General features: G+C 41.6%; 25 protein-coding genes and 1 pseudogene. 12 read left to right on the plus strand and 14 right to left on the minus strand.

Annotation, left to right across the window (positions count from 1 at the left end; genetic code table 11):
• Positions 1 to 98: 98 nt before the first annotated feature.
• The 3 genes from LI112_RS10780 to LI112_RS10790 are packed head-to-tail and all read left to right on the plus strand — an operon-like array spanning position 99 to position 2,454.
• Complete coding sequence (locus LI112_RS10780; RefSeq protein ID WP_005426319.1) at positions 99 to 776, plus strand: response regulator transcription factor; 678 nt, start codon at positions 99 to 101, stop codon at positions 774 to 776.
• Positions 773 to 1,981: a cell wall metabolism sensor histidine kinase WalK gene (locus tag LI112_RS10785; protein WP_227190693.1), complete on the plus strand. Its 1,209-nt coding sequence runs from the start codon at positions 773 to 775 to the stop codon at positions 1,979 to 1,981. Before LI112_RS10780 ends, LI112_RS10785 begins: the two co-directional genes overlap by 4 nt.
• Before the next feature lie 38 nt (positions 1,982 to 2,019).
• Entirely contained in the window at positions 2,020 to 2,454 is a 435-nt protein-coding gene (locus LI112_RS10790) for a MarR family winged helix-turn-helix transcriptional regulator (RefSeq protein ID WP_118393284.1), read from the plus strand.
• Positions 2,455 to 2,508: 54 nt separating this feature from the next.
• Here LI112_RS10790 and LI112_RS10795 read toward each other — a convergent pair whose 3' ends face one another.
• Together LI112_RS10795 and LI112_RS10800 are read right to left on the minus strand one after the other, a co-directional pair.
• Positions 2,509 to 3,285 carry a sulfite exporter TauE/SafE family protein gene (locus LI112_RS10795; RefSeq protein ID WP_005426316.1) on the minus strand — a complete coding sequence of 259 codons (777 nt, stop codon included), beginning with the start codon at positions 3,283 to 3,285 and terminating at the stop codon, positions 2,509 to 2,511.
• Positions 3,286 to 3,375: 90 nt separating this feature from the next.
• The gene (locus tag LI112_RS10800; RefSeq protein ID WP_227190694.1) at positions 3,376 to 3,516 is read right to left on the minus strand and encodes a hypothetical protein; all 141 of its coding nucleotides are present in this window, start codon (positions 3,514 to 3,516) and stop codon (positions 3,376 to 3,378) included.
• A 61-nt stretch (positions 3,517 to 3,577) separates the two neighbouring features.
• Between LI112_RS10800 and LI112_RS10805 the strand changes: the two genes are divergently transcribed.
• Positions 3,578 to 4,138 carry a prolyl-tRNA synthetase associated domain-containing protein gene (locus LI112_RS10805; protein ID WP_022387900.1) on the plus strand — a complete coding sequence of 187 codons (561 nt, stop codon included), beginning with the start codon at positions 3,578 to 3,580 and terminating at the stop codon, positions 4,136 to 4,138.
• A gap of 34 nt (positions 4,139 to 4,172) precedes the next feature.
• Complete coding sequence (locus LI112_RS10810; protein ID WP_118393282.1) at positions 4,173 to 5,027, plus strand: YitT family protein; 855 nt, start codon at positions 4,173 to 4,175, stop codon at positions 5,025 to 5,027.
• Between the two features lie 94 nt (positions 5,028 to 5,121).
• Here the strand turns inward: LI112_RS10810 and LI112_RS10815 are convergent, their stop codons facing one another.
• The 4 genes from LI112_RS10815 to LI112_RS10830 all read right to left on the minus strand — a co-directional run bounded on the left by LI112_RS10815 (position 5,122) and on the right by LI112_RS10830 (position 9,201).
• Positions 5,122 to 6,495: a sodium-dependent transporter gene (locus LI112_RS10815; protein WP_129795879.1), complete on the minus strand. Its 1,374-nt coding sequence runs from the start codon at positions 6,493 to 6,495 to the stop codon at positions 5,122 to 5,124.
• 182 nt (positions 6,496 to 6,677) lie between these two features.
• The gene (locus LI112_RS10820) at positions 6,678 to 7,553 is read right to left on the minus strand and encodes a DegV family protein (RefSeq protein WP_118236153.1); all 876 of its coding nucleotides are present in this window, start codon (positions 7,551 to 7,553) and stop codon (positions 6,678 to 6,680) included.
• A gap of 27 nt (positions 7,554 to 7,580) precedes the next feature.
• Positions 7,581 to 8,150, minus strand: coding sequence for a TetR/AcrR family transcriptional regulator (locus LI112_RS10825; RefSeq protein ID WP_005426300.1), 570 nt, complete (start codon positions 8,148 to 8,150; stop codon positions 7,581 to 7,583).
• 181 nt (positions 8,151 to 8,331) lie between these two features.
• On the minus strand, positions 8,332 to 9,201 hold the full coding sequence (locus LI112_RS10830; protein WP_117739504.1) for a carbon-nitrogen hydrolase family protein: 870 nt from the start codon (positions 9,199 to 9,201) through the stop codon (positions 8,332 to 8,334).
• A 258-nt stretch (positions 9,202 to 9,459) separates the two neighbouring features.
• Between LI112_RS10830 and LI112_RS10835 the strand changes: the two genes are divergently transcribed.
• The 3 genes from LI112_RS10835 (at position 9,460) to LI112_RS10845 (ending at position 11,825) form a co-directional block, all read left to right on the plus strand.
• Entirely contained in the window at positions 9,460 to 10,305 is an 846-nt protein-coding gene (locus tag LI112_RS10835; RefSeq protein WP_227190695.1) for a transporter substrate-binding domain-containing protein, read from the plus strand.
• 109 nt (positions 10,306 to 10,414) lie between these two features.
• A complete protein-coding gene (locus tag LI112_RS10840) occupies positions 10,415 to 11,092 on the plus strand; it encodes an amino acid ABC transporter permease (RefSeq protein WP_334290510.1) in 678 nt (225 codons plus the stop codon).
• Positions 11,079 to 11,825: an amino acid ABC transporter ATP-binding protein gene (locus LI112_RS10845; protein ID WP_044925881.1), complete on the plus strand. Its 747-nt coding sequence runs from the start codon at positions 11,079 to 11,081 to the stop codon at positions 11,823 to 11,825. Before LI112_RS10840 ends, LI112_RS10845 begins: the two co-directional genes overlap by 14 nt.
• Positions 11,826 to 11,910: 85 nt before the next feature.
• Here LI112_RS10845 and LI112_RS10850 read toward each other — a convergent pair whose 3' ends face one another.
• Genes LI112_RS10850 through LI112_RS10860 form a run of 3 tightly spaced genes read right to left on the minus strand, consistent with a single transcriptional unit; the run spans position 11,911 to position 13,758 of the window.
• Positions 11,911 to 12,852, minus strand: a complete 942-nt coding sequence (locus LI112_RS10850; RefSeq protein WP_005426286.1) for a DUF4097 family beta strand repeat-containing protein — start codon at positions 12,850 to 12,852, stop codon at positions 11,911 to 11,913.
• Positions 12,836 to 13,444 (minus strand): DUF1700 domain-containing protein, encoded by a 609-nt coding sequence (locus LI112_RS10855; RefSeq protein ID WP_022387908.1) that lies wholly within the window; start codon positions 13,442 to 13,444, stop codon positions 12,836 to 12,838. Before LI112_RS10855 ends, LI112_RS10850 begins: the two co-directional genes overlap by 17 nt.
• Positions 13,441 to 13,758 (minus strand): PadR family transcriptional regulator, encoded by a 318-nt coding sequence (locus LI112_RS10860; protein WP_005426283.1) that lies wholly within the window; start codon positions 13,756 to 13,758, stop codon positions 13,441 to 13,443. The genes LI112_RS10855 and LI112_RS10860 overlap by 4 nt, the downstream gene beginning before the upstream one ends.
• Before the next feature lie 100 nt (positions 13,759 to 13,858).
• Between LI112_RS10860 and LI112_RS10865 the strand changes: the two genes are divergently transcribed.
• Together LI112_RS10865 and LI112_RS18525 are read left to right on the plus strand one after the other, a co-directional pair.
• Positions 13,859 to 14,557, plus strand: a complete 699-nt coding sequence (locus LI112_RS10865; RefSeq protein ID WP_044925879.1) for an AzlC family ABC transporter permease — start codon at positions 13,859 to 13,861, stop codon at positions 14,555 to 14,557.
• A gap of 2 nt (positions 14,558 to 14,559) precedes the next feature.
• Positions 14,560 to 14,835: pseudogene (locus LI112_RS18525) on the plus strand (branched-chain amino acid transporter permease); the annotation flags it as partial.
• A 51-nt stretch (positions 14,836 to 14,886) separates the two neighbouring features.
• On the opposite strand, the gene LI112_RS10875 reads toward LI112_RS18525, so the two are convergent.
• Both LI112_RS10875 and LI112_RS10880 read right to left on the minus strand, forming a co-directional pair.
• Positions 14,887 to 15,237 (minus strand): Hpt domain-containing protein, encoded by a 351-nt coding sequence (locus LI112_RS10875; protein WP_227190696.1) that lies wholly within the window; start codon positions 15,235 to 15,237, stop codon positions 14,887 to 14,889.
• Between the two features lie 12 nt (positions 15,238 to 15,249).
• Positions 15,250 to 17,409 (minus strand): diguanylate cyclase, encoded by a 2,160-nt coding sequence (locus tag LI112_RS10880; protein ID WP_227190697.1) that lies wholly within the window; start codon positions 17,407 to 17,409, stop codon positions 15,250 to 15,252.
• Positions 17,410 to 17,626: 217 nt separating this feature from the next.
• Here LI112_RS10880 and LI112_RS10885 point away from each other — a divergent pair, with 217 nt between their 5' ends.
• Together LI112_RS10885 and LI112_RS10890 are read left to right on the plus strand one after the other, a co-directional pair.
• Complete coding sequence (locus tag LI112_RS10885; RefSeq protein WP_022387911.1) at positions 17,627 to 18,013, plus strand: DUF6483 family protein; 387 nt, start codon at positions 17,627 to 17,629, stop codon at positions 18,011 to 18,013.
• A gap of 16 nt (positions 18,014 to 18,029) precedes the next feature.
• Entirely contained in the window at positions 18,030 to 19,175 is a 1,146-nt protein-coding gene (locus LI112_RS10890; RefSeq protein WP_227190698.1) for a DUF4317 domain-containing protein, read from the plus strand.
• Positions 19,176 to 19,314: 139 nt separating this feature from the next.
• Here LI112_RS10890 and LI112_RS10895 read toward each other — a convergent pair whose 3' ends face one another.
• The 3 genes from LI112_RS10895 to pth form a co-directional block, all read right to left on the minus strand.
• Positions 19,315 to 20,727 carry an FKBP-type peptidyl-prolyl cis-trans isomerase gene (locus LI112_RS10895; protein ID WP_227190699.1) on the minus strand — a complete coding sequence of 471 codons (1,413 nt, stop codon included), beginning with the start codon at positions 20,725 to 20,727 and terminating at the stop codon, positions 19,315 to 19,317.
• Positions 20,728 to 20,867: 140 nt separating this feature from the next.
• Positions 20,868 to 24,194, minus strand: coding sequence for a transcription-repair coupling factor (gene mfd / locus LI112_RS10900; protein ID WP_117639175.1), 3,327 nt, complete (start codon positions 24,192 to 24,194; stop codon positions 20,868 to 20,870).
• Complete coding sequence (gene pth / locus LI112_RS10905) at positions 24,191 to 24,769, minus strand: aminoacyl-tRNA hydrolase (protein WP_005426267.1); 579 nt, start codon at positions 24,767 to 24,769, stop codon at positions 24,191 to 24,193. Before pth ends, mfd begins: the two co-directional genes overlap by 4 nt.
• Positions 24,770 to 24,782: the final 13 nt, after the last annotated feature.

Below are 24,782 nucleotides of genomic sequence, written 5' to 3' on the forward strand. Positions count from 1 at the left end.
TTTTTTTACACGAATTTTATATCTGATGTGATAGTATATAGGAAAGTAAAGGGGGACACTAAAAAAGCCACAAACACCGTCCCCAAAGGAGAACGAATATGCACATATTAATAATAGAAGACGAAGAGCAGCTCTGCCGTTCGATCGCAGAGGGGCTGCGTATGGATGGATATGAAACCGATACCTGCCTAGACGGAGACGAAGGGCTGGAATTATGTACGACTGAAAACTACGATCTGATTCTTCTGGATCTGAACCTTCCTGGCATTGACGGATTGGATATCCTGCGGCAGTTCCGTGAGACAAATTCTTCCACACCAGTTCTGATTCTCTCAGCCCGTGGCCAGATTGAGGATAAAGTAGAAGGACTTGACCTTGGAGCAAACGATTATCTGACAAAACCATTTCATTTTGAGGAACTAGAAGCGCGTATCCGCAGCCTGACCAGGCGCAGATTTATTCAGGAGAATGTCTGCCTGAAGTGCGGCCACATCAGCTTTGACACCCGCACCAGAAAAGCACACATTGATAGTGAAGAACTCTCTCTCACCCGAAAGGAAAGTGCTCTGCTGGAGTATTTTATGCTCCACCAGAATCGTATCATCAGCCCGGAAGAACTGATTGAACATATCTGGGACGGCAGTGTAAACAGCTTCAGTAATTCCATCCGTGTCCACATTTCTTCCCTTCGCAAGAAGCTGCGCGCAGCTCTGGGAAACGATCCGATACAGAACAAGGTTGGACAGGGTTACATTCTCATGGAGGATCTGAAATGAAAAAAGAACATACAACAAAAAATCCTCTGAAAAAACTCTCTCTGCAGTGGAGGCTGACACTGATCATCACGCTCCTGATGACTGTCACCTGTGTCCTGATGTATTTTTTTATTAGTAACTCCGCTGTTACCGGAATCGAAAATCTGGGTGATTATGTCGTAAAGATCAATGAAACTGATTCCACGCCAATCACCTTTAACATTAATCCAAACACTCTGTTTGCAGGTCTTTCCGATCAGGTACAGGAAACCAAAGACCTTTTCCACACCAGAAGTATCATTGCAACTGCAATCATTATTCTCCTGAGCAGTGTCGGTACATATTTTATCAGCCGCCGTGCACTGCTGCCTCTGCGAAAACTCAGTAACGAAGTCAATAAAATAGAGGCCCAGAATCTTTCTGAGTCTCTTGAAGTTCCAGATACAAACGATGAGATTTCTCGTCTTACAGGCTCTTTTAATAAGATGCTTTCCCGACTGGATGATGCGTTTACGGCACAGAAGCAATTTTCTGCCAGTGCCGCTCATGAGCTGAGAACTCCGCTTGCTGTCATGCAGACAAACCTCGAAGTTTTTGCACGCAAGAAAACTCCGACAATAGAAGAATATCAGGACATCTTTGGAATGATCCAGAATCAGACCGAACGACTTTCTCATCTATCTGAGGTCCTTCTCGATATGACCGGGATACAATCCGTTGAACGCTCTGATTCTATTTCACTGGCAGAACTCACCGATGAAGTTTGCTGCGATCTTGCCTCCATTGCTGACCAGAAAAAAGTGGAACTGATCCAGGAAGAGGGTGACTGCACCGTTACCGGAAGCTATCTTCTTCTCTACCGTGCTGTTTATAATCTTGTGGAAAATGCCATCAAATACAATCATTCTGGTGGAAAAGTAACGGTAAAAATATCTCAGAAAAAAGATCTGCCTGCTGCGCATTCCAAACCAGCAGACTATGCTTTAGTTGAAGTAACAGACACCGGAATTGGTATCTCTCCTGAATTTCAGGAAAAAATTTTTGATCCATTTTTCCGCGTGGACAAATCCAGAAGCCGTGCCATGGGCGGCGCCGGCCTTGGCCTTGCCCTGGTAGCCGAGATTGCCAGACAACATGGCGGCCAGGTAAAAGTTCTGGCGAGCAGCAAAAAAGGCAGCACGATCGCACTCATGCTGCCCATAAATTCACCATTAATTGCAATTTGAACTATCATATTTATACTTTCTATAATCGAGGATTTTTTATGGATATAAACATTGAATTCGCAAGAAAAACTTCTCTTGCATATAACAGAACCTGTAAATCGCTTTGTCAGGAACTGAAATTGCCGCAGACGGCATTCGACATTCTTATGTTTCTGGCAAATAATCCCGAATTCTGCACTGCACGGGATATTGTCGAAGTCCGTAAATTAAAGGCAAACCTAGTTTCCGTCAATGTAGACAAGCTTGTCTGTGACGGATATCTGGAACGTCATGCGATCGAAAGTGACCGCCGTAAGACCGAACTGCTCTGTACAGAAAAAGCTCAACCAATCATTGCAAAGGGCCGACAGCTTCAGCAGGATTTTATTGACCGGATCCTGACCGGCCTTGATAACGAAACGCGACAGAAATTTCTCGAGATTCTGAATATTATGGATCAGAATCTTGACAACATACTAAAAGGAGAAGCCTGAAAATGGCTTCTCCTTTTGCGTTCTACTGATACTTTTACTTTATAAAGTAATTTTTTATGACAATAAAGAAAATAACATCACTACAATTCCAAGTACGACCAGTATGATGCCAGTCGCGCGGTTGAGCGTTTTCGTTGATGCCTTATTTGCAAATACAGCAGCAATCCTTGCCCAGATAAAGGTAAATACGATACAGAGAATCCATACGGTCACATCTGGCATTCCACCGATCGCAAAATGAGATGCCGCTCCGGTAAATGCCGTGAAAGCCATGATAAACACACTGGTTCCTACAGCTGTTTTCAGCTCATATCCAAGCACAGATGTCAAAATCAGCAACATCATCATTCCACCACCGGCTCCGATAAATCCACAGATAAATCCAATCAGAACTCCACACACGATTGACTGAATTACACGTTTCTTTGCTGATACATTCTGCATGCTCTCTTTCGTTGTCATGACCGGTCTTACAATAAATTTGATTCCAAGAAGGAAGGTCATGAATACTGAAAAGTTCCCCATCGTGGCTGACGGTACAAGACTCGATACGTAACTTCCAACTACGGTAAAGGTCAGTACACTGATCATCATGATCACACCGTTCTTAATATCCAGATTCTTATTCTTTCCATATACATACGCGGATACCGCACTTGCCAGTACATCCGATGACAAAGCAATACCTACCGCCATATAAGGATCCATCCCAAGAAATGTGATGAGCATGGGACTGATCACAGCTGCAGCACTCATACCTGCAAAGCCCGTTCCAAGCCCTGCTCCCATTCCTGCAAAAAATGTGACGATCACCGTCCATAAAATCTGCATGTTTTTTCTCTCCTTTATTTAATTCTTTTTTGAATAGTTCAATTTTGAATCATTATAGCATAAGGAGAGAATATTGCAACCAACCTCTATTTATTCTTTTTCATAAAGGAATTCTTCTGGCAGCACCACTTTGAAATCTTTTGTAAGAGCACTGAAGTTATTCGGCTGGATTGTCTGCATTTTATGTGGTTTGCAAAGACTTTTTTTAATGATCACAAAGCCACATCTCATTGACAATCTCCATATAAAAGGGGTACACTCACAGATATGAAATAAAAAAGGAGTCACAAAAATGGAATTACAGAATGGAAGACCTGAAACCACATCAGGAAGACTTGATAAAGAAATTCGTGTCTATGATCTGTTGGATAAACTTGGCATAACTTACCAGCGTGTAGACCATGAAGCAACTATGACTATGGAAGCCTGCGAAGAAGTTGACCGTATTCTGGGCGATGACACTACTATATGTAAAAATCTTTTTCTCTGCAACCGGCAGGAGACAAACTTTTACCTTCTTCTGATGCCAGGTGACAAGCCATTTAAGACCAAGGATCTGTCAGCACAGATCAACTCTGCCCGCCTGTCCTTCGCTAAACCGGAATATATGGAAAAATATTTGGACATCACTCCGGGATCTGTCAGTGTGATGGGACTGATGAACGATCATGATAAGAAAGTACAGCTGCTGATTGATGAAGATGTCATGAAAAATCCTTACTTCGGATGTCATCCTTGTATCAATACTTCAAGTCTCAAATTCACGACTGAAGACCTCAAAAACAAGATCATTCCTGAACTTGAACACGCACCGCTCATGGTAAATCTTCCAAATCCGGAAGCTCAGAATTAAATAACACTTTAAAAATGAAAAAGGATTTTCTTTTATGAAAACACAACTGAATTACGCAAAAATCTTTATGGAAACAGTCATACTGACCGTTGCTGTCGCGATCATTGCTGCTGCGGTATATTTTTTCCTGGTACCAAGCCATACCTCTGTCAGCAGTATCTCCGGTCTTGGAATCGTACTGTCCAACTTCATCCCACTTCCGCTGTCTGCGATCACGATGATTCTGAATGTCATACTTCTGATTATCGGCTTTCTTACCTGCGGTCGGGAATTTGGTGTAAAAACCGTATATACCAGTATCATGCTTCCTGTTTTTCTTGGTTTATTTGAAAAAATCTTCCCGAATTTCGAATCTATGACCAACAGTCAGGAACTGGATGTTCTCTGCTATATTCTGGTCGTCAGTGTAGGTCTGAGCATTCTCTTTAACCGGAATGCCTCTTCCGGTGGACTGGATATTGTCGCAAAGATCATGAATAAATACCTGCATATGGAACTTGGAAAGGCCATGTCCCTTTCCGGTATGTGTGTTGCACTTTCCGCTGCTCTGGTCTATGACAAGAAAACTGTTGTTTTAAGTATTCTTGGTACATACTTCAATGGTATCGTACTGGATCATTTTATTTTTGACCACAATATCAAACGGCGTGTATGTATCATTACCAAAAAAGAAGAAGAACTTCGTAACTTCATCATTCATGAACTGCACAGCGGTGCTACTGTTTATGAAGCATACGGGGCCTATAATATGCAGAAACGAAACGAGATCATCACGATCGTAGATAAAACAGAATATCAGAAGCTAATGAATTTCATCAACCATGAGGATCCTCTCGCCTTCATCACAGTTTATAATGTATCTGATATGCACTATCAGCCTAAAGTCTGATTCGATGCCAGACCTGTGCACTTTTTTAGCACATAAAAACCGCAGCTTCCTGTATTTTTTATATACAGAATACCGCGGTTTTATTATTTCTTTATTACATGGAAATCCATCCAAATGCGTTTGCCACAGAGCTGAGCAGAATGATCGCTGCAAAGATTGGGCAAAGATATTTGATCATAAAATTGAAGATTTTCTTTCTTTTAAAGGTTCCTTCACCGAGAACAACTTCGTCTTCTATCTTCTTCAGTCCGATCACTCTGGAGATCAGAAGACATGTAGCAATTGCTGCGATCGGCATCATCACGGAGTTAGTCAGGAAGTCAAAGAAATCAAGGAACTGCATTCCGATGATCTTCACACATGCCAGTGGTCCATAGCCAAGGGATGACAGGCTGCCAAGGACGATCATGATCGCACCAACAACCAGTGTGGATTTCTGTCTGCACCATTTCAGTTCATCCTGGAAGGTAGATACTGCACTTTCTGTCAGGGCAATGGAGCTTGTCAGTGCCGCACAGAGCACCAATACAAAAAACAGAATACCAATCGGTGTTCCAAGTCCCATACTTGCAAAGACCTTCGGGATCGTGATGAACATCAGCGCCGGACCAGCCTGCAGAGTATTTGGATCTCCGCCAGAAAATGCAAATACTGCCGGGATGATCATCAAGCCTGCCATAATTGCAATTGCAGTATCAAAGATCTCTACATTAGTTGTTGAACTTTCAATAGACACGTCTTTCTTCATGTAGGAACCAAATGTCACCAGAATACCCATTGCAATAGAAAGTGAATAGAACATCTGTCCCATTGCAGCTACTACTGTCATCCATGAAAAATTCTTCGGATTTGGAATCAGAAAGTACTTAACGCCCTCCAGAGCTCCAGGTCTTGTCACTGAATAAACCGTGATCACGATTGATAAAAATACCAGAACCGGCATCATAAATTTAGACACACGCTCTACGCCATTTCGAACACCTGCATAGATGATCCCTACTGTAAATAATGCAAATACCAGGAAGCAGATCTCTGTGGATACTCCATTTGAAATAAATTCTGAGAAATAACCATCCGTTGCCAGATTCTGAGTATTTCCTTTTACATATTCAACCAGATATTTGATTACCCATCCGCCGATAACGGAATAATACGGCACGATCAGAATCGGGATGATCGCATTGATCCAGCCCCCAAAAGAAAGCCATTTTGATTTTCCGAATTTTCCAAATGCACCTACCGGACTCTTCTTTGTCATTCGTCCAAGTGCTGTCTCTGCTACGATCATGGAATATCCAAATGTCATTGCCAGAATAATATAGATTAGCAGAAAAATTCCTCCGCCATACTTGGCTGCCAGATATGGAAACCTCCAGATATTTCCCAGGCCAACCGATGCTCCGGCAGCCGACAATACAAATCCCAGTTTCCCGGAAAACGTACTTCTTTCATGATGATGTTGCTCCATAAAATTACCCTTTCCCCCATCCATATATTTTGCTCAAACCTTCATAAATAATTTCAGCTTCTTTGATAATATCATGGTTTTAAGATGACAGCAATCAATAAAAAATCGCTGTAAATTTGCACCGCATTAATGTATTAAATATTTACTGCAACTTTTCACAACGATTTTTCCATATGTTTCGTTTATTCTACAGGTTTGCAGGTACAGCCGATTCCCAGCCCATCCGGACCGATATGACAGGACAGACCAAAGGAAAGTTTATCACACATAACATCCATTCCCGGAAAGCTTTCTTTAATCTGAGCCATCCATTCTGCCGTTACTTCATCAGTGCTGCTGGAAGCCGCCATCAGATATACATTTCCTGCCTCGTATTCTTCACGGAAATTAGTTTCCAGTTCATGTTTCATCGCATCGATCATGACCTTGCGTGCTTTCTTCATACCACGGCATTTCTGATAAGTATCAAGTGTTCCTGTACTGAAATGCATGACTGGTTTAATATTCAGGACATCTGCTGCCAGGGCTGTCACTGAGCTGACTCTTCCACCTTTTTTCAGATATTCCAGGGTGCTGAGTCCAATGTAAATCGTCATCTTTTCTCTGGTTTCCTCGAGGATTTTCTTGATTTCAGCTGCACTGTAACCTTTTTCTGTCATTTCTACTGCATCAAGAACCGAACGGTGCATCGGAGTCGCTACACGACCATTGTCAACTACAAAGACTTTTCCGGCAAATTCATCTTCATTTGCCATTGCCATTGCTGCCATACAGGAACCGCTTAATGCACTGCTGAGCGGAATATATACGATTTCTTCATATTCTTTCAACATTTCTTTCCACATCTCCGCAACATCTACCAGTGACGGCTGCGATGTAGATACATCCGTTCCCTTGCGCAGCATATCATAAAATTCTTCTCTGGATAAATCTACGCCTTCACGATATACCTTTTCTTCGATATAAAATGGCATTGGAAGCACTTTGATTCCAAGTCTTTCGGCCTCTTCGTTTAAAATCCCGCTATGACTGTCTGTCATGATTCCTGTTTTCTTCATAATAACTTCTTCCTTTGTATTCTGTTTTTATAATGTTTTAATGATTGGCATCACATAATCAATGATTTCTTCCGGTGTTTCTTTCATTTCGTCCATGATCCAGCGTCTCGAAACACCGTCCAGTACACAGAGTTTTACAACCCATCCATATTTTTCTGATATATCAGAATCTGCGGATTCGACTGCTTTTCTCTTTTCATGAATTTTCTCCCCGAGTCTTTTCGTAAAAAGATCCATATTCAACCCGCGAATCGCCCACATTTCTTTATAATTCAACGATATCTGATAAAAATAATTGAACAGATATTCCCGCAGTTTTCGTTCATCAGATGTATCTAATAATGGAAGAAACTCTATATTCAGCTTCTCCGCTGTTGCGTCTGCAATACTGTCCAGTACTTCCGAAATCGATGCAAAATTTCTGTAAAAAGAAACTCTTGCAACGTTTGCTTCCTGCACAATATCTGTTACTGTAATGTCCATGTAGGATTTTTGTGTCATAAGCCGCAGAAATGCCTGCTCTATCTCACTTTTCGCAGAATGATTTTCTTTCTTGTTCATAATCTGTTTGTTACACCCCGTTGCATTTCGATTCATTCATGTTACATTTTGTTTCATCAAAGAACTGTATTGTATCACTCGTTAAAAAATATGTCAACAAATGAAGAAATTTTCTTCTCTTTTTCTCCTTCAGGTCAATGGACATCTCTTCTCCTGTCTGTTAATGTCTATTACAAAATAAAACAACTCAGGAGATGATGACTATTGAACAAAAAATTCAAAGAACAGGGGAACTTTCAGTACTGTTTCCACTATTGATGAGATTCTTCGCTAACTGATATATATCCTTACGTCTGCTCTTTAATAATGGGAGTTCTTCTCTTACCTGCTCTTCATAGTCCATATCCAACTCAGCCAGAAGAATTCCTTCGTTTTCATCCAGCATGCCTGTCACTCTACCCCACGGATCTGTGACAATAGAATGTCCCCAGGAAATATAACCTGCCGATACATCACGTGCCGGAGCACAACCAACCATATAAATCTGATTATCCAGTGCCCGAGTTCTGAAAGACAATTCCCAGTGTGCCGGTCCCGTTGTCATGTTGAATGCAGCCGGAACAAAAACAATTCTCGCACCATCATTTACCATCATACGCGATAATTCTGGAAAACGAATATCAAAACAGAGCATAACTCCCATTTTACCAAATTCCGTATCAAATACCGTATCACTATCACCTGCTGTTAACGTATCGGATTCTTTGAATGTCTGACCACCTTTGACATCAATGTCAAATAAATGTACTTTTCTATGTTTCCCGATCTGTTTTCCTTCACGGTCAAAAACATAGCATGTATTGTAAACATTTCCTTCTGCATCTTTCTCCGGCATGGAGCCCCCAATCAGATAAACTCCATACTGTTTTGCGTATGCAGATAACTGCTGCCATATCGGGCCACCTTCTTCTTCCGCATAAATCGGAAAATTCTCTGTCTGATATGGACAACAGAACATTTCTGGAAGAATCACAAAATCCGGCTTTTCATCCTTTATTTTTTCGAGATAAGCTTTAACAGTTCTTACATTTTCCATTTTATCTGCTACTGTCGGCATCTGTATGGCAGCAATCTTTATTTTTTCCATCACGTTACTCCTTTTATATTTCCCTCTGAAACGATATTTTCTTTCATGCTATTCACTATTTTACATACATTGCCAGATTTTTCAACAATTAGCGTTTCTACTTTCTATAGGACAATTCCTTTAATATGGTAAAAAGTTAAATTTTTCCATTGACAGTGTATTTTTACAATGATAAAATTGAAAAAAGCGGCGAAGGCGTCAGTTTTTTTGGAAACTGCGCCTTTTTTCGATATTAAACAAAAAAGGAGTGCTTTAATCATGAAAAAGATGTGTTATTTATTAACTATGGGATTACTTGTAGGAAGTCTTACTGTTCCTGTATTTGCAGCTTCTGATGCTGATTCTGCATCTGATAAAAAATGGGTTATCGCTACCGATACCGTCTTCAAACCATTTGAATATACTGATGATGATGGCAACTTCGTAGGAATTGATGTAGATGTACTTGATGCTATCGCGAAAGACCAGGGATTTGAATATGAACTGAAGAGCCTTGGATGGGACGCTTCCATCGCAGCTTGCCAGGCTGGACAGGCTGACGGTATGATTGCCGGTGCTTCTATTACAGATGAAAGAAAAGACAGCGGCTGGCTGTTCTCTGACGGATATTATAATGCTACACAGTCTATGACTGTACAGAAAGATTCCGATATCAAAGGATTCGATGACCTGAAAGGCAAGACTGTTGGTGTTAAGACTGGTACTCAGGGTGCTACCTATGCAGAAAGCCTGAAAGATGAATACGGATTCAACATCACCTATTATGAAGATTCACCGACAATGTATCAGGCTGTTCTCGGCGGACAGGTAGTTGCATGCTTCGAAGATACACCGATCATGGCATCCTCTATCAAAGATGGGGACCTTGCACTCCAGATCCTGGAAGACACTGCAAATGAAGGATCTCCTTACGGATTCGCTATTTTCGACGCTGACAACCAGGAACTTCTCGATATGTTCAACGCTGGTCTGAAAGACATCAAAGACAGCGGCGAATATAACAAGATCATCGCCCAATACCTTGGTGAAGATGCCGTTCCAACTGAAGAAGCAGAGGCTGATGCAACAGAAACCCCTGCTGCTGATGAAGAAGCTGCTGAATAATTTTAAGACTCAGTTCTAACCAGATTACATTCAAAACTCTGACTGAGATAAAACACTACACGAATTACAGGGCTGCTGCATTTTGTGGCAGCTTTGTTTTTGAAAGGAGATTTCCATGATCCAGATTATAACCAGATATGGAAACCTGCTGCTTCTTGCTATGGGACAGACCTTACTACTTGCACTGTGTGGTCTGTTCTTTGCCTGTATACTGGGTATGTTTTTTGGGCTCTTAAGTGTACTGAAAAACAAAGCATGCAGGATCATATCCTCTATTTTTGTTGACGTAATCCGCGGTGTCCCAATGATCGTTCTGGCATATTTTATTTATTTCGGTGTTCCGTACTGCCTGAACAATATGATGGGATTTAATTTCACACTTACAGCACTCCAGGCCGGTACTGTCTGCCTCGCCCTTAACTGTGGTGCTTATATGGCAGAGATCATCCGTGCAGGTATCCTGTCTGTTGATTCCGGACAGATGGAAGCAGCGAGAAGTCTTGGTCTTCCATATTCGCGTGCCATGATCCGTGTTGTACTTCCACAGGCAATCCGCACCATGATTCCAAGTATCATCAACCAGTTCATCATCACACTGAAAGATACCTCTATTCTTTCTGTTATCGGTTTCCCGGAACTGGTCAATACTGCCAAAAACGTTGTTGCCAATTCCTTTATGTCCTTCCAGACATGGGGTATTGTCGCAGTTATGTATCTGATCGTAATCACGATCTTATCAAAAGTAGCAAAAATCGTAGAAAGGAGACTGAACCGTGGCCGTAAATAAAGAGAATGTCAAAATTCACGTATCACATTTAAAGAAAAGCTTCGGTACCCTGGAAGTATTAAAAGATATCTCCACCGACATTCACGAAGGCGAAGTGGTCGTTATCATCGGACCTTCCGGAAGCGGAAAGTCTACTTTTCTCCGTTGTATGAACAAACTGGAAGAAATCACAGACGGTGAAGTTATCGTAGACGGCAAAAATCTTACAGATAAACATGTTGATATCAACAAAGTACGCGAAAATGTAGGTATGGTTTTCCAGCATTTTAACCTTTTTCCACATATGAATGTCACACAGAATCTTATGCTTGCACCCGTTGAGCTGAAAAAAGCAACCAAGGAGGAAGCTAAGGAACGCGCCATCCACATGCTGAAGAAGGTCGGCATGGATGATAAAGCAGAAGCTTATCCGGAACAGCTTTCGGGTGGTCAGAAGCAGCGTGTAGCAATTGCGCGTGCACTCTGTATGACACCTGATATCATGCTCTTTGATGAACCTACCAGTGCCCTCGACCCGGAAATGGTCGGTGAAGTTCTGCAGGTTATGAAGCAGCTTGCTGCTGATGGCATGACAATGGTTATTGTAACTCATGAAATGGGATTTGCACGAGAAGTTGCTGATCGTGTTCTTTTCATGGACGGTGGTTACATCGTAGAAGAAGGTACTCCACAGGAAGTACTTCTGAATCCAAAAGAACCTCGAACTATCGATTTTCTGAATAAAGTACTGTAGATAAAGATAAAATGAGCCGCTGCGAATGCAGCGGCTCATATTATATGCTACAAGTTCTCTTTTTTCAATAACAATTTGTACATAATTATTTCGCAGCTTTGATCGTTATATCCCCATCCTCACTCTTAATTTCGAGGGAATTCTGTGCCTTATTTCCAGAATCAACGCTCTGTTCATCGTCTTCATCCGTCATGACTTTGCCAAGTTTCTCCGGAATATTGATCTCACTTGCTTCTGCCTCTACAGAAAGATCTGCAAGTGTTTTTTCCGGAATACTGAGTGTAATATCACCAAGGCTGCTGCGAATCTCATTCTTACCGGTAAATGTAACATTCTCGGCTTGTATATCACCATCAGCCATTTCAATCTGACTATTGGCAAATATAACATCTTTAATCTTCAGATCACCGAGATCATCTTTCAACTCAAGATTCTTAAATCTACCTCTCACAATTTTAACATCGCCATCGTCATTCTGAATCACTGCCTGTTTGGCATTCAATGATTCAATATCTAAGTCACCATATCCCATCTTGCAGGAAAAACTACTCATGTCGTTTTCCTTCGGAATATAAACAGTTACTTTATTTGAATTTTCGATCACATGGCTCTGACCGAGCATTTCCTGAAGGAAATTGATATCGATATGAATATATGAATATGACTCATTTCCCTTTTTCTCTACAAGATTCAGAGTATCATCCTGTACCTGATAGGAAAGAGGCAGCATTCCTTTATTTGTCTCAATATTGTATGCAATGTAAAAGTTTTCATCGTCAGATTCTTTTACATCCAGATCAAGATTTCGAAGATCAACATTCACAGAAGAAAATGAATTGATCTTTGTCTTGCTTAAAATCACATGGCTGTCACTGGAATCCATCATTGCGTTTCCACTGATTCTGTTCAGATCCGCTGTTTTTACATAATTTTTACCACCGGATGCAACACCAACTCCCAAAAACAGGACTCCTATTGCGCAGAGGATACCACCAGCAACCAGCAAACGTTTATTTGTTTTTTTCATGATTCTTACCCCTCTTTCCAGCTATTTTCCGTGCAAGCATAACAAGAAGCATACCAGTCCATTTGCAGAGATAGATTCCAAGAAGATACAGCAGGATTGCGCATCCAATTCCAAGTAAACCACATCCTGTGATCATCAGTGCACCCGATAAAGAATACGGGAAGGAAACAAGTCCTCTGAGCAACAGCTTGCCACCCACCAGTAAAATACTGAATGCTGCAATAAAGTCACTGAAGATCACACAGACAACACAGATTGCTGCCGCCAGAAGCACTGCAAGCATTGCGATAAAAAGTGGAACAGTCACAGGTGTTGACATGATAGCTAAAACAGCCAGCAGCGTGATTCCTTTTTTACTCTTTTTCTCTTCACCACTCTCATCCTGTTCCTGAATCTTCCGATCCAGAAGGTTATACATCAGGTCCGCAGCCGCTTCCTTCGGAGTTCCAAGCTCCTCCATCAGTCTCTGCTGACCTTCCTCATCTGTATCACTGAAATATTCATTGAAATACTCAATTGCGTCTTCATAATCCTGCTTCGGAAGTTTGCGAAGATATTTCTGCAATTTAGTCATATATTCTTCTCTGGTCAATTTCGGATCCTCCCTTCAATGATTCCGTCAATTGTATCTCTGTAGGAAATCCATTCTTTATTGAGATACACCAGTTGTTCTTTACCGGAATCGGTGATAGAATAATACTTACGTTTACGTCCCTGAAATTCCTGAGAATAGGTTGTGAGATAACCGTTTTTCTCGAGTTTCTTCAGGATGGGATATAGAGTGGATTCTTTGATATCAGCCACGATCTTGACGGTCTGGCTGATCTCATATCCGTAGGAATCCTGTGATTCTACTACGGACAGGATCAGAAACTCTATAAGTAATGCTGATACGGGATAATACATCCGATCACCTCCATAAATGATATGTAAAATAATTATATATAAAAATTTTATATATAAAATATATACATATTCATTCTAAAAGTCAAGGAGTTTTTCACAAATGAAGAAAAAAGCATTCAAAGCCGCGTTTCCATACACGATTCCTATTGGTATAGGCTTTCTTTTCCTGGGAATGTCCTATGGATTTATGATGCAGAGTAAGGGCTTTTCTGTATGGTATCCATTCTTTATGAGTATGTTTATCTTTGCGGGATCTATGGAATTCGTAACGGCAAATCTTCTACTGTCGGCATTCAGTCCGGTTGCAGCTTTCTTTCTGGCACTGATGGTCAATGCCAGACATTTATTTTATGGCCTTTCTATGCTGGATAAATATAAAAATACCGGTTGGAAGAAGTTCTACCTGATCTTTGGCATGTGTGATGAATCTTTTACTGTCAACTGTACAGTAACACCGCCAGATGATGTAGACCGTGGATGGTTTATGTTTTTTGTCAACCTGTTAAACCAGATTTACTGGGTATTCGCTGCTACAGCGGGTGCACTCTTAGGATATGTGATTCATTTTGATACAACCGGAATCGAATTTGTCATGACCGCACTGTTTGTCGTTATGTTCCTGAACCAATGGGAAGAATCCAAAGATCATCTTCCAGCTCTGGTAGGATTGATTTGTTCTGCCATCTGTCTTCTGATCTTCGGAAGCAGCAATTTTATTGTTCCGTCCATGATCTTTATCATCGTGGCCTTCACAGCCGAGCGCAGATTCAGTAAGAAACCGGAGGTGGCTGCAAAATGACTATGACAACAACACAAGCTATCATCACCATTGCGGCAGTTGTCCTTGGAACAATGGCAACGCGTTTTATCCCATTCATTATTTTCCCGGAGGGTAAAAATCCACCGGAATTTATCAAATATCTCGGAACCGTACTTCCGTATGCGGCAATCGGACTTCTTGTCATCTACTGTCTGAAAGATGTCCCTGCAAGCAGTACACATGGACTTCCTGAAGCAATTGCAATTGTTTTCATCGTACTGCTCCACAAGTGGAAAAAAAATCCCCTGCACTCTGTTACAAAAACAAAGTACAGGGGATTTTATCTTAAATTCTTTCTTTCAAATCTGTCAGGCAATCTTTCGAAGTGCCTCACATGTTCTGTCATATTCTTTTTCTACTGCTGCAAACAGTTCATCCGTACCTTCTATCGTGGTCGCTCCACGAAGTTTTTCTGTCAGTTCCTGACTTGGTGCAAAAAGATTATCAAATCCAAGGTTCAGGCAGATACCTTTCAGTGTATGTGCTGCACGAAATGCTGTCTCTGCATCTTTATCTGCCAGTGCTGTCTCCAACTGTCCAAAACTCGGATCATCCAGAAACTTAAGCACAAATTTCTTTACAAGCGCTTCACTCACCAGTCTGCTCAGTACTTTATCAAAATCAGATCCTAATTCTTCATAACATTCTCTGACCGTCATATCATTTATCTCCTATTCAAAAAACTTTTTTCTCATATCATTCATCAGCATTTTGGCTTTGCCCCCCCCCTTGGAAAAATCGGCATTTTCCGGATTTCCAAGGTCCGTATATTCTTTTTCCATATTTTTGAAAACAGAATCCATAAAATCTTCTTTTGCATTTTCAAACTCTTTGAGTTCTGCTGATTTCTCTTTCTTCTTCAGAGGGTTGTTTTCCTGTGTACTGCCTTTTACTTTGCGTTTGATCCTGTCCTGAATATCGATCAGACATTCAAGCAAAATCGGATTAAATGCACCGCATTCTCCATTCAGGATCATCTGAATCGCTTTCTCATGGGAATATGCTTTCTTATAAACTCGTTCGCCCACAAGTGCATCATACACATCTGCAAGAGAAACTACCTGCGCTGAAATCGGAATCTCATCTCCCTTAAGCCCGTCCGGATATCCTCTGCCATCATATCTCTCATGATGCCATCTGCAGATCTGATAAGCAACCATCATCAGTTCCTCATCCTCATATCCTTCCATATTTTTAAGAATACGGGCTCCTATGATCGTATGATTCTGCATGATCTTAAATTCTTCATCAGTCAGTTTGCCCGGCTTGTTCAGGATCTTATCATCAATGCCAATCTTGCCGATATCATGTAATGCAGACGCTGTTGTGATCAGCAGTCTTTCTGACCATGTGATATTATACTTATCTGTTTTCTGTACAAGACTCTCCAGAATCATTCCTGTCAGTATATTGATGTTCAGTACATGGCTTCCACTTTCACCATTACGAAATTCTACGATCTGACTTAAGATTTCAACCATCATACGGTTGTTCTTTTCTTTTTCATAAACCTGATTCGTGATCAGAGTGATCAGGCGTCTTTGCTTTGCATAAAGCTTGATCGTATTATAGACTCTTCGATGCACAACTCCTGCATCAAACGGTCGATTAATGTAATCCGAAACACCCATTTCATATGCACGTCTGACGACTTCAGTAGAATCCTCACTGGAAATCATAATAACCGGAATATCCTCAAGGTAGTGATGACGATTCATATAATTAAGAACTCCGAATCCATCCATTCCCGGCATGACGATATCCAGAAGAACCAGCGAAATTTCCCGTTCGTACTGTCTCAGTTTATCGATGCAGGACTCACCACTGTCAGCTTCCACGATATCATATTCTTCACTGAGGATCTCTGACAGAATTGCACGGTTCATCTCAGAATCATCAACGATCAGAATTCTGTATTTGTAGGTTTTGGATGTTTCACCGCCCTCTGCTTTGTCCTGAACTTCTTCATCATGTTCAGTCACTACCATATTCTTGCATGTTTTGGCCTGATACATGAACTGATCTGCTTTATGGATTGCATTCTCCACAGTACTTCCCGGAGCGGAAAGCACACCTCCGATACTCACCGACAGACGAAGCTGTGAGTATCCCGGAACCTTCGTATCATGAATTTTTTCCTGAATCTGCTTTAATTTATCTGCAAAAATCTGATCCGTAATATCCGGCATCACGAGCAGGAATTCATCACCACCCATTCGGATCAGCATATCAGTACGACGTACATTCGCCTTTACGATTCCTACAACTGTCGTCAGTGCCAGGTCACCTGCATCGTGTCCAAATGTATCGTTGTATATCTTAAAATCATCCAGATCGATCATTGCAATGCCTGCTGTCATATCAGAATTTTTGATTCGTTCTTCGTAATAGCGTCTGTTGTAGATTCCGGTAAGCGCATCTGTATATAATTCCCGATTATAGCCTGAAAGCTGTTTGATCAGTTCCGTACGTCCATCATCATCCATGATCGCATCTGACTTCATGGCATTGATCAGTTCAATCACATACGGTTTGCCGTCTATTTCTATATATTTGGAAATTACCTGGTAGATATTGGAATTCAGATATTCTAGCTTCAGTACTTTTTCTTTTTTCTGTAATGCTTCTCTGGATGTACAGTTCTTACAACGTGTACCTTTTTTCCAGAAATCATAGCATTTACAAGGAAATCCATCCACATCTTCTACACCTTTCAGATTTCCCATTTCCAGTGTATCCACATCCAATAACCGAACCACTTCAAATACTTTTTTGAGTTGCTCTATCATTACCTCGGATTCCTGCTTTGTCATTGCAGTATCATTCGTCATTCATTCATGTCCTTCCTGCGCTGCCAGCCACTGCTGCCCGTTACAGCCGATATACAACGTAACTTATTTAATGTTTTTATTATAGCATTCTGCGCATATTGCGTAAAGTTTAATATTCACAACAATAACCAAAAAAGTGCAGATTTCTATCTGGAAGAAACTCTTTTTTTGTGGTACTCTATTGTTCAGAATCATGAATTTGGAAGGGAGAATATAAATGCTTCAGGATGATTATATACTGCGTCAGATACGCGAAATGGTACGTGCAGTCATGAAAATGCTGTTCCAGGTAAGTGCAGTCGAACTGACACCTGATGTGATTGAAGATACAGATGCCAGACAGATACTTACAAATCTTACAGATCTGGCAGACAATGGTAAAATTGACGAGGCAGAAAATCAGTTATACGAAATGACCTGCGATGGTGACCGTCAGAATCTTGAAATTGGTCTTCTGTTCTACTACCACCTTAATGGCAAAGACGATGAATTTCTGGAGGCCAGTAATTTCAGCCGCGAGGAGATCATGATGGGAATTCAGGACCTTGCAGAGCGTTACAATTTAAGTGGAATCGCAGAAGCATTCCGTACAGAAATTCTGTAAACAGGAGCATTACATAATGAACAAAAAAGAAATCTCAGAAATTAAGAAACAGTTTTCTCCAAACAACTGTGCGATCACCAGAATCTGCGGCTGTTATGTGGATGGCGAGAAAAATAAAAAAACAGAACTGAAAGAAGCATTTCTTTCTCTTTCGGAAGAAGAAATGTTTAAATACTTTGAAATCTTCAAGAAGACTTTATCCGGCACAATTGGAAAAAATCTGATCAACATGGACTTTCCGCTTGAACAGGAAAAAGAAGGTGGTACCCAGGAATTTCTCATGAAACTCCGTGGCAGTAAACTTCAGGATAATGCTATACTTGAGGAATTTTATGATAAGATCATCGAAAATTATGATTATGGTGAGAATTACTATATCATTCTCATTCATGCCGTTTACGATATTCCCGGAAAGTCTTCCGATGGTCAGGAGATGTTCGATGCATCCGATGAAATCTATGACCATATCCTCTGCAGCATCTGTCCGGTCAATCTTTCCAAAGCCGGCCTGTGCTACAACGCAGAAACCAACAACATCGAAGACCGTATCCGTGACTGGATCGTAGAAATGCCAGATTTGGGATTCCTGTTCCCGGTATTTAATGACCGTAGCACGGATATTCACAGTCTTCTTTATTACACTAAAAATGCCGAACAACTCAGAAGTGCTTTCGTAGATGAAATGTTTGGCTGTACCACTCCACTTTCTGCCGGCGGCCAGCGCGATTCTTTCAACGCACTTGTAGAAGAAACCCTTGGTGAGGACTGTGCCTACGATACTGTCATGAATATCCATGAGAAACTGAATGAATGGGTAGATTCTCAGAAGGATTCCCCGGATCCTGCTGTACTGACTAAACCGGAAGTGAAACGTCTCTTTGAAGAATGCGGTGTTGAAGATGAAAAACTCGAAACTTTTGATCAGACCTATGAAACAATTGCCGGTGAAAACGCTTCACTTATGGCTGCCAATATTACCAATACACGACGTACTGAGATCAAAACACCGGATGTTGTAATTCACATTGATCCTGATCGTGCCGCGCTGATCGAAACGCAGGTGATCGATGGGCGTAAATGCATTGTTATTCCAATGGAAGGTGATGTAGAGATCAATGGTATCCATGTTTCCAGTGGAAACAGCGAAAGTACAGAATCCTAAGATTTCCAAACAATAAGCCCCCGCAAATGCGAGGGCTTATTACATGTCATTTATTCATAAATTCCATTTACAGTAACATCAAATACTGCTTCTTTGCCAGCAAGATCTGCTGCCTGATAATCATCTGGGAATACAACAGTTATTCTACTTTATCTCCCGGATGTGCACCGATCAGCTGCTCTTCAAAATTATCAATATATGTACCGGAACCGATTACCAGATCTGTTCCTTTACCATCTGTGCTTCCACCATCAAATGCAACTCCGTCAATCTTTCCTACATAATCAATATTGACCTTGTTTCCATCTGTAACTTCAAGAGAAGAATCTGTATTATAGGAAGCTGCTTCTGTAACTTCCGGAGTTGTTGTAGCCTCAGTCTCCTCTGTAGCTTCCGGAGTAGCCGTTGCCTCTGTTTCTTCTGCTGCCTCTGTAATCTCCGGTGTTTCTGTTGCTGCAGCCTCTTCTGTCGGTTCAGGTGTTGCAGTTGCGATTGAGAATTTGTGATTATCCGTAACCTTCAGAGTCTTGAGAACCTTTTTCTCAACATTGATGTCTGCATCATCCAGCCATTTTTCTGTTGTGTCTGTATAAAGCTTATTCTCTCTTGTCGAGATAATTGACTGTTTCTTAGTCTCTGTAGCTTCTTCATCATTTACTTTATCAAGTTTTACTACATAGTAAGAAGTATCTGTCTCAATAACGTCCGGACCGATTTCTCCGTCTTTCAGAGTTCTGAGAACTTTCATAACCTCATCCGGATATGCACTGCTGGAAGAACTGCTGTCGGACTCTTCATCAGAATCTTCTTTTGCCGCATCTTCATTCACATCAAAAGTACCACTTACGGAAGAATAAGAATCATCCACTGATTTTGCAATTTCATTCAGATCTCCATCGGAACCAGCTGCTTTCAGATCATCCAAGATCTTCTGTGCATCTTCTTTTTTCTGTTTGATCTCATCATCGCTGAGATCTGCTGTACTGATGCTTACATAATCAAAAGATGACTGCTGTGCTTCTTCATCAGAAACATCTTTATCTACATCTGCAATGAGCGGATCATGCATTCTGCTCTTATAAGTCTGAAGCTCCAGATATGTCTTGACCTGATCTTCACTTACCGCAAGCTCCTGCAGTGTCTCTTCACTGTTGGCAGCCATAAATGCTGCTGCTGCATCTGCGATCTTCTGCTCATCATCATCTGTAACTTCTACATTATAGTCTGCAGCCTTTTCTTTCATGATGTACATCAGCTCTACATCTTTCAGAGACTGTTCTACTGCCTGTTCTCCATAGGTCTTTCCGTCTTCTGCATCCATGCTCCAGATAGAATAATCCTGTCCGCCCATAAAGCTCTTATACATTGCTTCTGTCTGTGCCTGTCCTTCTCTTACAGAAAGACTCACGATTCCAAGCGGGATTTCTGTTCCATCCACTGTTGCAACTGTTTTTGTTCCATCTAATTTCTTTTCTCCACAGCCTGTGAGCATCCCCACTGCCATTACGCCTGTAAGAGCTGCAACAGCTGTTCTCTTTGTCATTGTTTTCATCTCTTCCTCCATTGCTTTACAATTCTAGCATATAAATAAGAGTATAAACTTTTTTGCCTTTAAGAGCAAGGAGAATCATAAAAATAGCCGTTTTTCACGGATATTTCACAGATTCTCCTCTTAATCAGACTATATGGATTTTATTCTTCTACAAGTGATTCCAGTTCCGTCAGAAAATCTGTCAGAGCTGTCAGTGTATTTCCAGCTCCCTCCGGAGTGAAAATAAATTTGGGTTCCTGTTCATTCTTGAATTGCAGCCCTCTTCTATATTTCTGCATCAGTACAGGAATACCTGCAGGATTCAGTTTGGCCCGTTCATACAATGTAATCTTCATATCCCCAGCGATCTGTTTGATCTCCACCACATAACATCGGTGTGCCTGTGCTTTCATTCTGGCGATCACAAGAAGATTCAGAACTGCTTTTGGCATTTCACCGAAGCGATCCAGCAATTCTTCCAGCATATCATCATAATCCTGCTGTGTCTCAATTCCGGCAATCCTCTTATAAATATCCAGTTTCTGATACTCATTGCTGATATAAGAATCCGGTATAAATGCATCCATATTCAGATCGATCGTTGTCTCAAAATCTTCCATTGTATGGATACCCTTTGCCTCCTTGACTGCCTCACTGAGCATCTTGCAGTAAAGGTCATACCCTACTGCATTCATATGCCCATGCTGTTCTGCTCCCAGAAGATTTCCGGCGCCTCTGAGTTCCAGATCACGCATTGCAATCTTGAATCCACTTCCCAGATCTGTATATTCTCGAATCGCAGAAAGTCTTTTTTCTGCAGTCTCTTTCAACATCGTATTCCTGCGATACATAAGGAATGCATAAGCAGTCCGATTTGAACGTCCGATTCTTCCACGAAGCTGATACAGCTGTGAAAGTCCATATCGGTCAGAATCATGAATGATCATCGTATTGACATTGGAAATATCCAGTCCGGTCTCAATGATCGTTGTAGAAACCAGTACATCTATATCTCCGTTAATAAATGCATACATGACTGCTTCCAGCTCTCGCTCACTCATCTGTCCATGGGCAAAATCCACTCTCGCATCCGGCAGAAGCTTCGCGATCCTTGCCGTCACATCTGCAATATCATTCACGCGGTTATAAACATAATAAACCTGACCGCCTCTTCGAAGCTCACGGTTGATTGCCTCTCTTACCGTTTCCTCATCATACTCCATAACATATGTCTGAATCGGAACACGATCCATCGGAGGCTCTTCCAGGACACTCATGTCGCGGATACCGATCATACTCATATGGAGTGTTCGCGGAATCGGTGTTGCCGTTAACGTCAGTACATCAATATCTTTTTTCAGCTGTTTGATCTTTTCTTTATGAACCACACCAAAACGCTGTTCTTCATCGATGATAAGAAGTCCCAGATTTTTATATTCCACATCCTTCGAAAGTACTCTGTGTGTACCGACTACGATATCCACCTGACCTTTTTTCAGATCTGCGATCGTCTTTTTCTGCTGCGCAGCCGTACGGAACCGGCAAAGAAGATCTACTCTCACCGGAAACTCTTTCATTCGCTGAATAAAGGTGTTATACACCTGCTGTGCAAGAATCGTGGTCGGTACAAGATAAACAACCTGGCGGCTTTCCTGAACTGCTTTAAACGCAGCTCGCAGCGCAACCTCTGTCTTGCCATATCCGACATCCCCACACACAAGACGGTCCATAATCTTGGTGCTCTCCATATCTTTCTTAGTATCTTCGATCGCAGCCAGCTGATCTTCTGTTTCCTCATACGGAAACATCTCTTCAAACTCTCGCTGCCAGACGGTATCTGGTCCACAGACATAACCTTCTTTTTCCTGGCGGACTGCATAAAGCTCCACAAGTTCCCTTGCAATATTCTGCACGGCACCGCGGACTCTGGATTTCGTCTTTTTCCATTCCTGCCCACCAAGCCGATTCAGTTTCGGCGGTTTTGCTGTTTCTGCCCCAGAATATTTCTGCAGTGCATCCAGCTGTGTTGCAAGAATATACAGATTACTTCCATTACGATATTCGATTTTGATATAATCCTTTGCAACTTTATCTACTGCAACTTTCTCAATACCTTTGTAAATGCCGAGTCCATGCTTTTCATGCACTACATAGTCTCCAATGGAAAGTTCCGAAAAGTCCTGGATTCTCTTTCCATTGTATTCTTTTTTCTTTTTACGCTTTTTCTGCTCTTTTCCAAAGATATCTGTCTCTGTGATGACTGCAAATTTAACCAGCGGATATTCAAATCCCCTCCGTGCATGGCCATACGCCACCATGATCTCCCCCGGCTGCAGAATGCGATCAGAATCCTGTCCGTAGAATGCGTTCAGACCTTCTTCCTGAAGATCTTTTGCCAGACGTTCTGCACGGGTTCTGGAACCGGACAGCAAAACGATCTGATATCCTTCTTTTTTGTACTGTTTCAGATCCTTTACCAACAGTTCAAAACTGCTTTGATAAGAGCTCATAGATTTTACTGTGATATTAAACTGACCTGAAATTTTCCAGTTAGATTTCTTCGGATCCAGCAAAGACATGGCAACACAATTTCTGTCATTTATCTTATGACACAATTCCTCCCATGTACACATCCAGTCACCGGAAAGACTGATCTCGCCCTTTTCCTTTCGATTCTCACAACTTTGCTGGAATTCCTCCTGCACAGCTTTTGCATTTTCCTCCAGATGATTAAGTTCATCCAAAAAAAACAGAGTTTCAGTTTCTTTAAAATAATCGAGAAATGAGACACCATTTTTCTCCATTGGCTGTTCTGCTGCAGGATAAATTGTAACATCATCCAGGTTTTCAAGAGAACGCTGGCTCTGTGCATCAAAACTGCGGATCGAATCAATTTCATCTCCCCAAAGTTCAATACGCCAGGGATTCTCTTCTGTCAGAGAATAAATATCAATGATTCCTCCACGGATGGAAAACTGTCCTGGCATCTCTACCTGTCCAACGCGTTCATACCCCATATGGACAAGCGCAGCTGTCAGTTTATCCATATCCAGGGTGCTGTCATTGCGAAAATGAATCAGTTGTTTTTCTATTTTTTCCAGAGGTGCAAGATAGTCCATACAGCCATCAATACTGGTAACGACCGTAATCTCATCCTCACGTTCCAGAAGAGCGCGAATCACCTGCATTCGCTGACGAATCAGCAGATTCCCATGTATATCTGCCTGAAAAAAAAGAAGATCCTTTGCCGGATAGTAATAAACACGTTTATCATAAAAACGATAATCTTCATACAGTTCTTTCGCAGATTTTTCATCTGCGGCAATTACCAGATGACATGGAAAAAGCCCGGAAAGCCCATACATAAGATGAGCTTTCTGGGACTCCATACAACCACTGATCTCCAGAATTCCACGATTCTTTTTTGCCTGTTTTTGTATTTCTTCCATCTCTGCAAGATTCTGCAGAGGCTGCAAAAATGTCTTCATACATTCTCCATTTTCTTGTTGAACTGGTTCATGGCCGCATCCACACTGTCAGCCAGGATCATCTCTACAGCTTTGCAGGCTCTCTCCTGCGCCTCTTCCACAAGCTTACGTTCATTGCTTCCGAATCTGCCAAGTACATGATCTGCCAGATCCCATCCTTTTGGTTTGGCTCCGACACCAACCTTGATACGAACAAACGTCTGTGTACCAAGCTGCTGAATGATATGCTTGATTCCATTGTGCCCACCGGCACTGCCTTTCTTACGGATACGAAGCTGTCCCGGTTCCAGATCAATATCGTCATAAATAACGATCATCTCTGTCTCCGGATCGATTTTGAAGTAGTTTGCCATATCCCGGACAGGACCACCACTGAGATTCATATAAGAAAGCGGCTTCATCAGAATGACAGGTTGTCCTTCGATTCTTCCCTTTCCGTACATGGCATTGAATTTCACGCCAGACTGTGGAACATTATATTCCTCCACAAGCTTATCAATCACATCAAATCCCATATTATGGCGTGTGGCTTCATACTGCCTTCCGGGATTTCCCAAACCTACGATCAGATACATCAGAATTTCCTCG

Origin of the sequence: Blautia sp. 210820-DFI.6.14, assembly GCF_020558815.1 — a bacterium.
GTDB classification, from domain to species: Bacteria; Bacillota; Clostridia; order Lachnospirales; family Lachnospiraceae; genus Blautia_A; species Blautia_A obeum.